9 protein-coding genes and 2 pseudogenes are annotated in these 14287 nt (G+C 72.1%); 4 read left to right on the forward strand and 7 right to left on the reverse strand.

Annotated elements, in window-relative coordinates; genetic code table 11:
• Window positions 1-481: 481 nt before the first annotated feature.
• Complete coding sequence (locus ABTX78_RS23420; protein ID WP_352208736.1) at window positions 482-1213, reverse strand: DUF7873 family protein; 732 nt, start codon at window positions 1211-1213, stop codon at window positions 482-484.
• Here ABTX78_RS23420 and kilB point away from each other — a divergent pair.
• A complete protein-coding gene (gene kilB / locus ABTX78_RS36180) occupies window positions 1157-1741 on the forward strand; it encodes a plasmid transfer protein KilB (RefSeq protein WP_502993940.1) in 585 nt (194 codons plus the stop codon). The two genes, ABTX78_RS23420 and kilB, sit on opposite strands and share 57 nt — an antisense overlap.
• On the opposite strand, the gene ABTX78_RS23435 is transcribed toward kilB, so the two are convergent.
• Window positions 1734-2693 carry a D-2-hydroxyacid dehydrogenase family protein gene (locus ABTX78_RS23435; protein WP_352208739.1) on the reverse strand — a complete coding sequence of 320 codons (960 nt, stop codon included), beginning with the start codon at window positions 2691-2693 and terminating at the stop codon, window positions 1734-1736. The genes kilB and ABTX78_RS23435 overlap by 8 nt on opposite strands.
• Before the next feature lie 35 nt (window positions 2694-2728).
• Between ABTX78_RS23435 and ABTX78_RS23440 the strand changes: the two genes are divergently transcribed.
• Window positions 2729-3388, forward strand: a complete 660-nt coding sequence (locus ABTX78_RS23440; RefSeq protein ID WP_352208740.1) for a DUF2293 domain-containing protein — start codon at window positions 2729-2731, stop codon at window positions 3386-3388.
• A gap of 20 nt (window positions 3389-3408) precedes the next feature.
• On the opposite strand, the gene ABTX78_RS23445 is transcribed toward ABTX78_RS23440, so the two are convergent.
• Both ABTX78_RS23445 and ABTX78_RS23450 read right to left on the reverse strand, forming a co-directional pair.
• The gene (locus ABTX78_RS23445) at window positions 3409-4056 is read right to left on the reverse strand and encodes a chaplin (protein ID WP_352208741.1); all 648 of its coding nucleotides are present in this window, start codon (window positions 4054-4056) and stop codon (window positions 3409-3411) included.
• A 182-nt stretch (window positions 4057-4238) separates the two neighbouring features.
• Complete coding sequence (locus ABTX78_RS23450) at window positions 4239-5576, reverse strand: amidohydrolase (RefSeq protein ID WP_352208742.1); 1338 nt, start codon at window positions 5574-5576, stop codon at window positions 4239-4241.
• Between the two features lie 340 nt (window positions 5577-5916).
• Here ABTX78_RS23450 and ABTX78_RS23455 point away from each other — a divergent pair.
• Both ABTX78_RS23455 and helR read left to right on the forward strand, forming a co-directional pair.
• Window positions 5917-6308, forward strand: a pseudogene (locus ABTX78_RS23455) (DUF3574 domain-containing protein).
• 856 nt (window positions 6309-7164) lie between these two features.
• Window positions 7165-9315: an RNA polymerase recycling motor ATPase HelR gene (gene helR, locus ABTX78_RS23460; RefSeq protein WP_352208743.1), complete on the forward strand. Its 2151-nt coding sequence runs from the start codon at window positions 7165-7167 to the stop codon at window positions 9313-9315.
• 180 nt (window positions 9316-9495) lie between these two features.
• Here helR and ABTX78_RS23465 read toward each other — a convergent pair whose 3' ends face one another.
• From ABTX78_RS23465 to ABTX78_RS23475, 3 genes and pseudogenes are all read right to left on the reverse strand, one after another.
• Window positions 9496-10767 (reverse strand): SWIM zinc finger family protein, encoded by a 1272-nt coding sequence (locus tag ABTX78_RS23465; protein ID WP_352208744.1) that lies wholly within the window; start codon window positions 10765-10767, stop codon window positions 9496-9498.
• The gene (locus ABTX78_RS23470; protein WP_352208745.1) at window positions 10764-13685 is read right to left on the reverse strand and encodes an SCO1167/SCO6262 family helicase; all 2922 of its coding nucleotides are present in this window, start codon (window positions 13683-13685) and stop codon (window positions 10764-10766) included. The genes ABTX78_RS23465 and ABTX78_RS23470 overlap by 4 nt, the downstream gene beginning before the upstream one ends.
• A 166-nt stretch (window positions 13686-13851) precedes the next feature.
• Window positions 13852-14287: pseudogene (locus tag ABTX78_RS23475) on the reverse strand (hypothetical protein); the annotation flags it as partial.

A 14287-nucleotide genomic window follows, 5' to 3' on the forward strand; every position in this document is an offset into this window, starting at 1 on the left:
AAGGAGGGGTGCGTGACCGGAGGGGCGGCGGCGGTGCCGATCGCGGGGCGGTGGCGGTGCCCGGCGTACGCGGGCCGGGCCGGAAAAGGAGCGGGCCCGGAGGCGTAGCCGGCCCCCGGGCCCTGTGATGCCGCCCATACGGCACGCCGGCACACTTGAGGACCCCGGTCAGTCATGATGTCGTCGCGTCCTGCCTTTGGACCACCGCACATCGAGCTGTGCGGGCCGGACTTGAACCGGCATCTCGGCGTACTGGGCCCGGGCCCGGTCGATCCGGCGATCGGCGGCGAATACTGAATCTGGAGCAATAGTCTGAGATTGACGGCGGCTGCCTCTGCCGGGCTTGGGCCACCGCGGCGCGAAATGCCGCGGGGAGGATTCGAACCTCCACTGGAACCGCCTCGTTCACGACAAGCTTCAGTTTCAGCTTGCGCTCCTCGCGCACCCCGCCCGCACAACAGCGGACGGGGAGTCTTGAAGGCTACCCGAACAGGTAGCCGAACACCGCGTCACCCACGCGCTCGTCGGTGACCTCCGCGCCGTTGGCCTCCTCGCGCGCGAACTTCACGGCCTGCTGCAACTTCTCCACCCGCTCCAGCAGTTCATTCACCCGCCGGGCCGGCAGCGCACCGGAGAACTTCACCGTCGTCCAGTAACCGACCGGGATGTCCTCGTAGTACACCTCGACCTGCGCCGGGTGCTTCTCCGTCGCCTCGGCCTTCACATGGTTGCGCGGGACCTTCTTGGTCCGCAGCGTGCGGACCGGCTCGGTCTTCCACGCGTCCGTCGACGGGTCCTGCGTCCACGACTCCGACGCGTCCAGCACCGGCAGCTTGCGCACGAAGGTGTTGATGTCCGTCAGCTGCTTCTCCAGGAACAGGAGGTACGAGACCGGCACATCGCTCACCAGCACCCGCCCGTCCACCGTCACATCGGCGCGCGCGGTGCAGTTCGCCCAGTCCTTGGTGGCGGTCACGTCGAACAGTCGCGTCAGCGTCTTCGCGGTGTCGCGCAGCACGTCCTCGGCCTTGACCTGGACCCGCGTCGACTCGGGAGGAAGCTGCTCGCCCTCCTCGTCCTTGGGCTGGTACGTACGCGAGATGCCGGCGAGCAACGCGGGCTTCTGAAGCCCGTGGTGGGCGGCCGTCAGGTCCTGGTGCGTCTTGGACTTGACGCCCTTCTCCACTGCGATGATCTGATTGAGTTTCGCCACGTCGATCACGTTACCAAGACACTCCGACGCGCTCGAACCCTTATTCGGAGCCACCGGGAGCGGGCACTTCATGGAGACAGCCGTCATCGCGGTCATCGGCACGCTGCTCGGCTCGCTGATCACCCACGTCTTCCAACGGCAGACGACCGAGCGCGCCGCGCAGCTCGCCCGGTCCGAACAGCTGCGTCAGGACCGTATTTCGGCGTACAGCGCCTTCGCCGGCGCCCTCGTGGATACCGGCGCGGGCGGAACGACCGCTGGCACCGTGCACGGCAGACCCCGGACAGCCCGGCCGCCGAGGCGGCCCGCATCGACTCGTACCGGCTCCGTTCGAGCGCCCATCAGGCGCTGATCCGCGTCCAGTTGGTGTGTGACGACCCGCAGGCGCTCGCACTGGCCGCGTCTGCGTTCGCGGTGACCAACTGCATGCACGAGGCGCCGGACGAGGCCGACCGGGCGGAGCGTTCCGAGCAGGCCCGCGAAACGCTCTCGGAGTTCATCGGCGCCGCGGCGCCGAGTGTCAGATGAGCCGGCGGACCGGGCTGCCCGCGAGATACGCCGCGATGTCCTCCACCGCCTGGGTGAAGTAGCCCTCGTAGTTGCGCCGGGTGACATAGCCGAGGTGCGGCAGGCCGAGGAAGTTCGGTGCCTCGCGCAGGGGATCGTCGGCCGGCAGCGGCTCGGCCGCGAACACGTCCGATCCCGCTCCCGCGATCCATCCCTCGTGCAGCGCCCGCACCAGTGCGGACTGGTCGACAATCGCCGCGCGTGAGGTGTTGACGAGATACGCCGTGGACCGCATGTGCCGCAGCTCGCTCTCCCCGATCAGCCCGCGGGAGCGGTCGCTGAGCTGGAGATGGACGGAGACGAAGTCGCCCGCTGCGAGGAGTTCGTCGAGCGAGGCCGCACGGACGACGCCGTGCTCCGCGGCCCGTTCGTCGGTGAGGTTCTCGCTCCAGGCCATGACATCCATGCCGAAGGCCTGTCCCACACGGGCGACCCTGGCGCCGATCCTGCCCAGCCCGAGGAGGGCGAGCCGGCGGCCGTGCAGGTCGGCGCCGAGGGTCGACTGCCAGGGGCCGTTGCCGCGCAGGGCCACGTTCTCCTCGACGACATGGCGGGCAAGACCGAGGATCAGCGCCCAGGTCAGTTCGGCGGGAGGCTCCGAGTTGCTGGCGGTGCCGCAGACGGTGACTCCGTGCCGGGCGGCGGCTTCGAGGTCGATGGACGCGTTGCGCATGCCGGAGGTGATCAGCAGCCGCAGTCGGGGCAGGCGGGCGAGCAACGAGGCGGTGAAAGGGGTGCGTTCGCGCATCGCGACGAGGATCTCGCAGTCGCCGACGGCCTCGGCGACCTCGTCCTCGCAGGCCAGGTGGCGGTCGTGGGAACGGACCTCGACGTCGCCCGCGACGGCCGACCAGTCGGCCAGGGAGAGTGCGACCGCCTGGTAGTCGTCGAGCACGGCACAGCGCAGCGTCATGGGAGCGGAGCGTACCTGGTGGGTACGGTGCGGACATGGACGTGGTGGTGATCGAACCACGGAAGGGACGGCACTGCGCGGAGTGCCGTCAGGGACCGCTGACGATGCACATCCGGGAGTTCAACGCGCCGCTCTGCCTGGTCTGTGCGGATCTCGGGCACCTGGTGTATTTGCCGCGGGGGTCGGCGGCACTCACCCGCCGTGCCCGCGAGGCGAGTTCGCTCTGCGCGGTCGTGGTCCGCTTCAACCGCCGCCGCCGGCGGTACGAGCGTGAGGGCCTGCTCGTCGAGGAGGCGGCGCTGGCACGTGCCGAGTCGGCCTGCCTCGCGGACGCGGAAGCCCGCGCGCGCCGCCGGCAACGGGACGCGGCCCGCCGTGCGGGCGAGGACGTACGCTTCACGGCCGAACTGGCCGCCGAGATCCTGCGGTTGTTCCCCCGCTGTCCGCCCGCCCGCGCCCAGGACATCGCCGCGCACTCCGCGGCCCGCGGCAGCGGCCGGGTGGGCCGCACCGCCGCGGGCCGGTCCCTGGAGACAGGAGCGGTGACAGCCGCGGTGCGGGCCTCCGTACGGCACCTCGACACCGAGTACGACGCGTTGCTGTCCGCCGGAACCGCCCGTAAGGAGGCACGGGCGCGGGTGTCGGCCACGGTCGAGACGGTGCTGGAGTCCTGGCGACGGCCCCCTGGCCGGTAGACGTCGGTGCGGGGGTGTTCTCAGGCCCCGCCGCGGCGGGTCCGCCGGTAGAGCATCGCGCCGCCGAGCAGCAGCGCGGCGCTCGTGGGCACCGCGTAGCCGATCGGCCCGGAGCCGGTGTGGGCGAGCTCGACGTCCGTCTCGGGCAGCGGTGCGACGGCGCGCTCGGTCGGCTCGGGCGGTGCGGGCCGGGGCGGTGTGACCGGGCGCGGCTCGGTGGGCGGCTGTCCGGGGGTGTTGGACGAGGAGTTGCCCACGGAGGCGTTGCCGATACCCACCACGTTCACGGAGTTCCCGGTGACGTTGACCGGCACATCGACCGGAAGCTGGATGCCATTGCCGGACAGGACACCTGGGGAATCCTTTCTGCCGCCCTCGGCGGTGGCTCCTCCCTTCGAGCCGTGTCCGGCAGGCCGGCCGTCGTCCCGCGAGGTGTTCTCGCAGGAGTTGCCGACGGCCGGGTTGAGCAGCCCGACGACGTTGATCGTGTTGCCGCACACATTGACCGGGACGTGCACCGGAAGCTGCACCGTGTTGCCGGCCAGCACACCGGGTGAACCGGCCGCGGCGCCGTCCGCGCCGGAGTCGGCGTGCGCGTGTCCCGTCAGGGCGAGCGCGCCACCCGTGAGCATCACGGTGGCCAGACCCTTTCGGTGAAGCTGCCTCATGGTTCCCTGCCTTCCGGAGAAGTTCGCGGGCAGTCGCCCGCACCGGGAACAACGACGCCATGACGCCATTCGGGTTACGTCGCCCACGCCTTTCACTCCATCGAGTGGGCGGCATTTCGAACTGGGCGCGGTAAGCGGTATCGCCCTTCCGCCGCGCGGACACCCGGCCCACGGGACAGCCCTCAGCCGTCGTATTCCTGGATCCGCTTGCCCTTCCGCCGCTCGGTCAACGCGGGCAGTTCCGCGTTCAGTTCGGCGACGATCTCCGGTACGTCGAGGGTGAGCAGCCGGCGGTCCCGCATGAGGATCCGACCGTCGACGACCGTGGTCGTGACATCGGCGGAGCGCGCGGAAAACACCAGGGCAGCGGCCACATCGTGCAACGGCTGGGTGTGCGGCCCACTCAGGTCGACGAGGATCACATCGGCCCGTCGACCGGGGGCGAGCGAGCCGATCTCGTCCCCGAGTCCTACGGCCCGGGCGCTCTGTGTGGTGGCGTGGCCGAGTGCCTGCCGGGAGGTGAGCCAGGCGGGGTCGTTCTCGGCCGACTTCTGCACGAGAGCGGTCAGCGCCATGCTCTCCCACACGTCCAGGCTGTTGTTCGACGCGGCCCCGTCCGTCGCGAGTCCGACGGCGACACCGGCGGCCGCCAGACCCCGGACGGGCGTGGTGTCCCACGCGAACTTGAGGTAACCCTTCGGCGCGCAGGCGACCCCGATGCGTCCCGTGCCCTCCCGCAGGACGTCCAGGTCCTTCGCGGTGATCCCGGTCCCGTGCGCGATGAGGAGGTCCACGTCGAGCAACCCCGTGCGCTGGAGCACACCGATGGGCGTACGGCCGTACCGCTCCAGGCTGTTGTCGGTCTGCGCCCGGTTCTCGGCGGCGTGGAGGTGGACGAGCAGCCCGTGCCTGCGTGCGAGCTCGGCGGTCACCACGAGGTCGTCGTCGTCCACGGTGTACGGCGCGTGCGGCGCGAGCGAGGTGGTGATCCGGCCGTCCGCCGCGCCCCGCATCCGCAGCGCGAAGTCCAGGGAGCGCTCGCGCCCTTCGGCACCCTGGCTGGAGAAGAAGGCCCAGCCGAGATTGGCCCGCAGTCCGCTGTCGCCCACCGCGGCGGCCACCCGGTCCATCGAGAAGTAGTGATCGGCGAAGGTGGTCACCCCGCCGCGGATCATCTCGGCGCACGCCAGCCTCGCGCCGAGTTCGACGACGCGGTCGGTGAGGTTGGACTCGATCGGCCAGATCCAGTCGTTGAACCACTCCTCGACGGGCATGTCCTCGGCGATCCCCCGCAGGGCGACCATGGGCGAGTGGGTGTGGCAGTTGATCAGGCCGGGCATGGCCAGCTGCCCGCGCCCGTCGATGCGCTCCACGGCCTCGATCGAGGCGGCTTCGCGCGTGGAGGTGACGGCATCGATCACTCCCCCGCGCACCACGACGGCAGCGTCCTGCGCGAAGTGGATCTGCCCGTCGTCGTCGTGCACCAGGGCGGTGCACCCGTCGATGACAAGATCAACCATCCGGTTCTCCCTCCGGCTTGCGGCCTGCGGCCGCTGACCTCTGTGCCCGGCAGTCACCTTCCGAACGGCCGGCGTTCCCGTGCGGGTGGTGTCCGGCCGACATGCGCCGTCTGCCGGGCACACCGGCACGGACCTTGCCACAGTGAGGGCGCGCCCGGCAGACCGCCGTGCGGACGCCGGACGGAGGGATCCATCCGTGCCCACCCCGAAGCAGCGCTCACTGCTGACCGCCGCCGGTGCCGTTGCCGCCGTGCGGACCCTGGCGGCGCCGTCCGCCACCGCGGCGCTCGACGGCCCGGAGGCCGCGGCGGCCGCGCAAGTACCCGCCATGGTGGCGGAGATGCCGACCGGGGTGACGGAGGTACCGGCCGCGGTGAGGGAGGTACAGGCCGCGGCGACCGGGAGTGCCTACGTCGAGACCCGGCTCTTCTTCGGCACGGAGCGTCCCGACGGCGGACCCGATGTCACCGACGAACAGTTCATGGCCTTCGTCGACCGCAGCGTCACCCGGGCTTCCCGGACGGGCTGACAGTCCAGGACGGCCGCGGGCAGTGGCGTGATGCCAACGGCACGATCGAGAAGGAGCGTTCGTACGAGCTGACCCTGTTGTACCCGGCGTCGCAGGCCGGTTCTCGCGGACCGCTGATCGAGCGGATCCGCGAGGCGTACCGGGCGGCGTACGGACAGGAGTCGGTGGCCCGCCTCGACGAGCCGACCCTCGCCGACTTCTGAACCCGCCTTCGCAAGGCCCCTCCCAAAACCCGAGAACCCTCAGAACGATGCCGGATCCGAGGCGGGCGAGCGGCGCTCCGCGGACCCCTCCCGCTTCCCCGAGCCGGACCGGCTCGACACGGCCTCGCGCCTCCGGCCGTCCGCAGGAGAAGAGCGGGCACCATCAACTCGTCCTGACTGAGCCGGTCTCGCCCTTCTCCGCTACGGCGATCAGCAGCTCGCTCGCCGGATCGTCCATGGTCATAAGGACAGCCCGGGCAAGGTCTTCTGACGGGCCGTCGGGGCTGGGGGCTGCGGGGCCGACCTACGCAAATACAGCTGCCTGTCGGGCCTGACATACCCGTGAGTGAGCTGTGAGACGTACGGTCGGCACGGTCGGACGCGACACCGAAGGGGCCCGCCGCTCGGCACGCCGCTCCGACGGTCATGAGCCGTCCGTCGAGGTGTCCGTCGCCGAAGATGACGAAAGGCAAGGAGTACACCGACTCTCCTTGCCACTCTTAACTTATAGCGCACCGGGGGGCTTGCGGCAAGGCCCCCGTCGTACCGCAGAATCGTCCGCCGAAGCCGGAACCTGCGGAAATGGGTGTCACTGAATGCGTGTTCTGTTGTCGACGTACGGCTCGCTCGGGGATGTCGAGCCCGTGGCGGGGCTCGCGGTGCGGTTCCGGGCGCTCGGCGCGAGGCGCGGGTGTGCGCACCCAGAACCGACAAGCCCGGCAGACTCCGGCCGGCAACGGCCACGGAGTCCACGTCAGGCCGTGCCCGGCCCGCCATGGCCCCCGACTTCGTCACCCCGGTGCGGACGGCCTGCCGCGCGCGACGGACGCAAGCGATCTCAGTTCGGAGCTGATGCATGACCCCCCTGACCACCAGTGCGTTCGACCTTCCCGACCGTCTCGCCTCCAAGGCCGACCCGACGCTGATTGACGGCGACGAGCAGCACTTCGCGGCCATCGCGCAGTGCCTCGCTCAGTCGATCGCCGAGCTGTCCGACCGCCTCGACGCGGAGCGCCGGACACCCGGCGGCATCGGCCGGCAGGCCATGGACCGGGACATCGAGGTCCACCGGCTGACCGCACGCCTGCGCGCGCTGCGCCGCTTCGGCCTGGACCTGTGCCTCGGGCACATGGTCACCGAGGACGGCGACGAGCCCCTGTACGTCGGACGGCTCGGCCTGACCGACAGCGAGGGCCGCCGGCTGCTGCTCGACTGGCGCTCCCCCGCCGCCGAGCCGTTCTTCGGAGCCACACACGCGAACCCCATGGGCCTGGCGAGCCGCCGCCGGTACCGCTGGACCCGCGGCCGGATCAGCGACTACTGGGACGAGGTGTTCACTCCGGACGGGTTCGTCGGGCACGCAGCGCTGGACGACCAGTCCGCCTTCATCGCCAGCCTGGGCAGCAACCGGTCGACACGTATGCGGGACGTGCTCGGCACCATCCAGGCCGACCAGGACGCCATCATCCGTGCGGGCTCCCGCGGCGCTCTCGTCGTCGACGGCGGTCCGGGCACGGGAAAGACCGTCGTCGCGCTGCACCGCTCCGCCTACCTCCTCTACTCCGACCCCCGCCTCGGGCACCGCCGGGGCGGAGTCCTGTTCGTCGGTCCGCACCAGCCCTATCTGGGATACGTCGCCGACGTGCTCCCCAGCCTCGGAGAGGAGGGCGTGCAGACCTGCACCCTGCGGGACCTCGTCACCGAGGGAGCCACGGCGGCGATCGAGGCCGATCCGGAGGTGGCCCGTCTCAAATCGTCCGCGAACCTGGTCAAGGCGATCGAGTCTGCCGTCCGGTTCTACGAGGAGCCGCCCACGAAGGGGATGACGGTCACGACCCACTGGTCCGACATCCGGCTGAGCGCCGACGACTGGGCCTCGGCATTCGAGTCGGCACCCGGCATTCCGCACAACGAGGCGCGTGACCAGGTCTGGGAGGAGCTGGTCACCATCCTGGTGGACCATCACGACGGTGACGCCCCGGAGGACCTGCTCCGCAAGTCCCTGCGGCGGAACCGGGAACTGCTGACGGCCTTCGACCGCGCGTGGCCGCTGCTCGAAGCGGCCGACCTCGTCGGGGACCTGTGGTCGGTCCCTGCCTATCTGCGGATGTGCGCGCCCTGGCTCGACCGCGACGAGGTGCGCACGCTTCAGCGCGAGGACGCCCAGGCCTGGACGGTGTCCGACCTGCCGCTCCTGGACGCGGCCCGGCAACGGCTCGGCGACCCGGAGACGGCACGGCGCAAGCGACGGCACGAAGCGGCCGTCGCCGCCGAACGGGAGCGCCGGGCCGACGTCATCGACATCCTGCTGCGGGACACCGAGATCGACGAGAGCCAGGGCGCGATGGGGATGCTGCACGGGAAGGATCTCCAGGACACCCTGATCGACGAGAGCGGACTGCCCGGCGCCGAACCGGACCTGCTCGCCGGCCCGTTCGCGCACGTCGTCGTGGACGAGGCTCAGGAACTCACCGACGCGGAGTGGCAGATGCTGCTGCTGCGGTGCCCGTCCCGGAGCTTCACCATCGTCGGCGATCGCGCCCAGGCCCGGCACGGGTTCACCGAGTCGTGGCAGGAACGGCTCGAACGCATCGGGCTCGACCGGATCAACCTGGCCTCCCTGAGCATCAACTACCGGACGCCGGAAGAGATCATGACGGAGGCCGAGCCGGTCATCCGGGCCGCACTGCCGGACGCCAACGTGCCGACCTCCATCCGCAGCGGCGGCGTCCCCGTCGTGCACGGATCGGCTGCGGATCTGAGCTCGGTCCTCGACACCTGGCTCGCCGCCCATGACGACGGAATCGCCTGCGTCATCGGCGATCCCGCCTTCCGGGCGACGTCCCGCGTCCGGTCGCTGACTCCGGAGCTGTCGAAGGGTCTCGAGTTCGACCTGGTCGTCCTGGTCGACCCGCAGGCGTTCGGCCAGGGCATCGAGGGGGCGGTCGACCGCTACGTCGCGATGACCCGGGCGACGCAGCAACTCGTGATCCTCACGAGCTCCTGACACGGGTCGTCCCGTACGCCGGGCGGGTCGGCGAGCCGGTCCGGTCAGCGAGCAGGCCCGGCCAGTGAGCACGCCCGGTCTGTGAGCCGGTCCGGTCTGTGAGCAGGCCGGGTCAGTGAACCGGTCCGGCCGGCGCGGGTCCGTCGACCGGGCCGCCCCGTGCCGGACGCCCCGGGCCCGTCATCTGCCCAGCAGCGCGGTGAGCGCGCCCACCGGGTCGGCGTCGGGCGTGCCGCGGGGCCACCAGTCCTCGCGGTCGGTGTCGGACTCGTAGCCGTACCAGAGGCCGTCGCGGCCGAAGCGCAGTTGGAGCGAGCGCGTCGAGAGGTGGTTGCGCCAGGGACGGAAGTGCGGGAAGTCGGCGGCGACGAGCGCGGGCCGGGCGCGGTCGAAGGGACCGGCGGGCGGGTCCCACGGTTCCTCCAGCACTTCGAGGGCGGCCCGGCCGCCCTGCCGCCACGCGGCGACCGCCCGGGCCAGATCGGTGGGCGTACGACCGGTGGCGGCGGCGAGGTCCCGGTAGAGCGCGCGGGTGGACGCGGTCAGCCCCGAGCCCGGGTGAGCGGCGGCCAGTCGGATCGCGTCCTGCCAGGTGGTGAGTCCGGCGATGGGGTCGGAGCCGGTGACGAGGATGGTGTGGGCACGGGCGGCGGCCTCGGTGGCGAGCAGATCGAGGGCGAGCGAGTCGAGCCCGCGGCTGCTTGCGCCGGGACCTTCGGGGTATGCCGGCGGCCGCCCCGGGTGGAGGGGCACGGGGAACGGCGGCGGCAGGACCGGGAGCGTGCGAGCCGCGACGGCCTCGCGGGCCGGGACCGTCGGTACGGGTGCGGCCGTCGCGGCAGTGCTCCGCTCGGCGGCCGACCTGGTCGCGTTGCGGTGCGCGAGGGCGGCGAGGATCTCCCGCTCGCCCATGCCGCGCATGAGGAACAGGACGAAGGGGTCCTCGTCGAGCAGCCGGGCCGTCTGGTAGCAGAGCGCGGCAGCGTGCTTGCAGGGGTAACCGTCGTCCGGACAGGAGCAGTCGGGGATCAGATCGCCCGGCGTCGGCAGGAGGTCCGCCACCTGCGCCAGCGCGTGCGGCACATCCTTGTCGAGCAGGGCCGCGATGTGGTCGGGCCGGGAGGCCGCGGCCGCGAGGAAGTCGTCCCAGTCGTCGTCGGTGAGCGTCCGCAGTCTGATCTCCGTGCGGTACGGGCGGGGTCTGCTGCCGTGGACGTACGCCATGACACGGCCGGGGGTGACCGTGATCGCGTCGACATGGCCGCGGCTCGCATACGCCCGGCCCCTGACCAGTCTGGCCCGGTCCAGGGCGGTGTCCTCCAGCGCGTCCACCCAGGCGTTCCCCCACCAGCTGGCGGCGAAGTCCTCACCCGCGAGGGGCTGGAGCGCGGGGAACGTGCGCCGGCGGTCGTCGTGGCGGGCGGGTCCCGTGGTGCGGTTGCGCGGGGTCATGACGGCCTCCGCAGGGAGACGAGGTCGGCCAGCTCTCGGTCGGTCAGCTCGGTCAGGGCGGCCTCGCCCGAGCCGAGGACCGCGTCCGCCAGGGCCCGTTTGGCGGCGAGCATGTCCGCGATCCTGTCCTCCACGGTGCCTTCCGCGATCAGCCGGTGGACCTGGACCGGCTGGGTCTGGCCGATGCGGTAGGCCCGGTCGGTCGCCTGCTCCTCGACCGCCGGGTTCCACCAGCGGTCGTAGTGGATGACATGGCCGGCGCGCGTCAGGTTCAGTCCGGTGCCGGCCGCCTTCAGCGACAGGATGAACACGGGTGCGCCGCCGGACTGGAAGCGGTCCACCATGCGCTCGCGCTCCGCCACCGGCGTCCCTCCGTGGAGGAGCTGGGTCGGGATCGCCCGTGCGGCGAGATGGTCGGCGAGCAGCCGGGCCATGGCGACGTACTGGGTGAAGACGAGAACCGAGCCGTCCTCGGACAGGATCGTCTCCAACAGCTCGTCCAGCAAGGCGAGTTTGCCGGAGCGACCGGCCAGCCGCACGGCGCCGGCGCCCGGCTCGCCGCCGCGGCGCGCGTGGTCCCCCGGGGCGGCACGCCGCTCCTTGGGCGCGCGCTCCTTGAGGAACTGCGCCGGGTGGTTGCAGATCTGTTTGAGGTCGGTGAGGAGCTTCATCACCAGGCCACGGCGCGCGATGCCCTCGGCGCCCTCGATCGCGGCCATCGTCTCGCGGACGACCGCTTCGTACAGCGAGGCCTGCTCACGGGTGAGCGCCACGGGATGGTCGGACTCGGTCTTGGGCGGCAGTTCGGGCACGATGCCGGGATCGGACTTCTTGCGGCGCAGCAGGAAGGGCCGCACCAGCCGGGACAGCCGCTCGACGGCTTCCTCGTCCTCGCCGTGCTCGACGATGCGCGCGTGCCGGGAGCGGAACGCCTTGAGCGGTCCGAGGAGTCCGGGCGTCGTCCAGTCCAGCAGGGCCCACAGCTCCGAGAGGTTGTTCTCCACGGGGGTGCCGGTCAGCGCGACCCTGGCGGGTGACGGGATGGTGCGCAGAGCCTTCGCCGTGGCCGAGAAGGGGTTCTTGACGTGCTGGGCCTCGTCGGCGATCACCATGCCCCAGGTGTGTCCGGCCAGTTGTTCCGCGCTGGTGCGCATCGTGCCGTAGGTCGTGAGGACGAAGCCGCCTCCGGATTCCGGGAGGGTCCGGTCGGCACCGTGGAAGCGGCGGACCGGCACGCCGGGGGCGAACCGGGCGATCTCGCGCTGCCAGTTGCCGAGGAGTGATGCGGGGCAGACGACGAGGGTGGGGGCGGAGCGCTCGCGCCGCAGATGGAGCGCGATCACCGTGACCGTCTTGCCGAGGCCCATGTCGTCGGCGAGGCAGCCGCCGAGACCGAGCGAGGTCATCAGGTCCAGCCAGGCCAGACCGCGCAGTTGGTAGTCGCGCAGGGTGGCGGTGAGTCCCTCGGGGGGTGGGACCGGTGCGGCGCCGGCCGTGAGCCGGTCACGCAGAGCGGCCAGCGCGCCGGTGGGCACCGCCTCCACGGTCTCGCCGTCGACCTCCGCGGTGCCGGTCAGCGCCACGGCCAGCGCGTCAACGGGCTGCAGCAGCCCCAGCTCCCGCTTCCGTGCCTTGCGCACGAGGTCGGGGTCGACCACGACGAACTGGTCCCGCAGCCGCACGACCGGGCGGTGCGACTCGGCCAGCGCGTCCATCTCCTTCTCGGTCAGCGGATCGCCGTCGAGGGCCAACTGCCAGTTGAACGCGAGCAGTTCCTCGCTGTCGAAGAAGGGGGTGCCGTCTGTCGCCGAGCCCGGCGCGGGCCGTACGACGGCGGCGGCCGACAAAGAGCGCACGAGGTCCCGGGGCCAGTGGACGGCGACGCCGGCGGCGGCGAGCCGTGTCGCGCCCGGCCCGAGCAGGTCGTACAACTCGCTCTCGGTGAGCGGCAGCACATCCGGGATGTCCCGCTCCAGCAGTCCGGCGAGCGGCGGCCAGACCCGGGCGGCACGGCGCAGCGCGAGCACCGCGTCGATCCGGGCACGGGGGCCGAAGTGCTGGTCGCCGTCGCCCGCCCACAGCCGGGCCGCGTCGATGACGAGCGTCGGGTCGGCGAGGCTGTGCACCTGGACGAGAGCCGCTCCCGCACTGCGCTCGGCGTCCTCCTCCGCGTCCGCGATGTCGAAGAGTTCGAAAGCCGACAGGTCCAGCCGCAGAGACACCCGCACTCCGGCGTCCATGCCCGCCGCGGCCTCCGCGGCCCATTCCCGCGCCCCCGGCAGATGCTGGGCCTCCTCGGCCGCGAACGGCGCGCCCGCCGCGAAGGCCGCGGCCGGTGTACGGGGAAGAGCGTCGGCCACCGCGTCGAAGAAGGCCCGCACCAGGGTCTCCGGTTCGGGCAGGTGCGGGGGCTGCGGGCCGGGCACGGGGACGGCGTGTGCCTCGTACGGCATGGCGGCGGCAATGGCGCGCAGCTGGGCGATGTCGTCCGCGTCCAGCGGGCCCGCACGCCAGGCGTCGTGATCGGTCGGGGTCAGCCCCGGCAGCAGCCGGCCGCGCGCCACCAGATGCAGCGCGTGCAGCGCGGCCGCACCCCAGCCGGCGGTGGCGGGATGCGCACCGGGACGATGGCGAGCCTGCGCCAGCAGCGGAACGGCCTCGGCGACGGACAGCAGCACGGCGGGCACAGTACGCACCGCCACACTCCCGCCCGGAAGGTCCGGCCCGGCGTCCGGCGCGGCGGGTCCAGGTCCAGGTCCAGGTCCAGGTCCAGGTCCAATGACGGTGATCTCCGCAGCCGCGTCACGCAGCCGGTCGCCGTCCGGGTCCCAGAAGGCGACCCGACCCTCACGCGGGAGCGCTGCCGGAAGGAACACGGCGGCGCAGCCGTGCAGCGCAGGCGTCGCCTCGGACGTCATCGGGTCACCTCCCACCCATCGGTCGTGCAGTGGAGCACTGATCTACGACCTTACGGGCGGGGTCTGACAATGACTGCCGACAGCGGTGCGGGTGCGCGGCGGGACAGGTTCGGCCGCGGCGATCAGGCAGTCGGCGGCAGCGGACGTACGGATGGCCGGGCCTCGCCTACCGCGTGCCGCCGACCGGCTCGCGGCCCGCCGCGTCCCCGGCGGTCGGGTCGGCGGGTGAGCCCCCGGGCCCAGGCGCACCTCCGGGTCCGGCCTCCGGCACGCCCGGCGACTCCGCCACCATCTCGCGTCCGGCCTCCGGCACGCCCAGCGACTCCGGCACCACCTCGGGTCCGGCCTCCGGCACGCCCAGCGACTCCGGCACCGGCTTCGGCTCCTGCGCCGGCTCCGTCTCCACTGCCGGCCCACCCACCGCCGCTCCCGGCGCCGGTGGAGCCATGGACTGTCGACCCGGTTCGGGCTGTGCGGCAGCGCCCGCCTGGGCCACGGCCACCGGAACCGGCTGCTGGGCGCGTTCCAGGAAGCGCAGGAGTTCCACCGGGAAGGGCAGCACCAGGGTGGAGTTCTTCTCCGCGGCGACCGCCACCACGGTC

The organism is Streptomyces sp. NPDC096193 (assembly GCF_040302905.1).
Classification (GTDB): domain Bacteria; phylum Actinomycetota; class Actinomycetes; order Streptomycetales; family Streptomycetaceae; genus Streptomyces.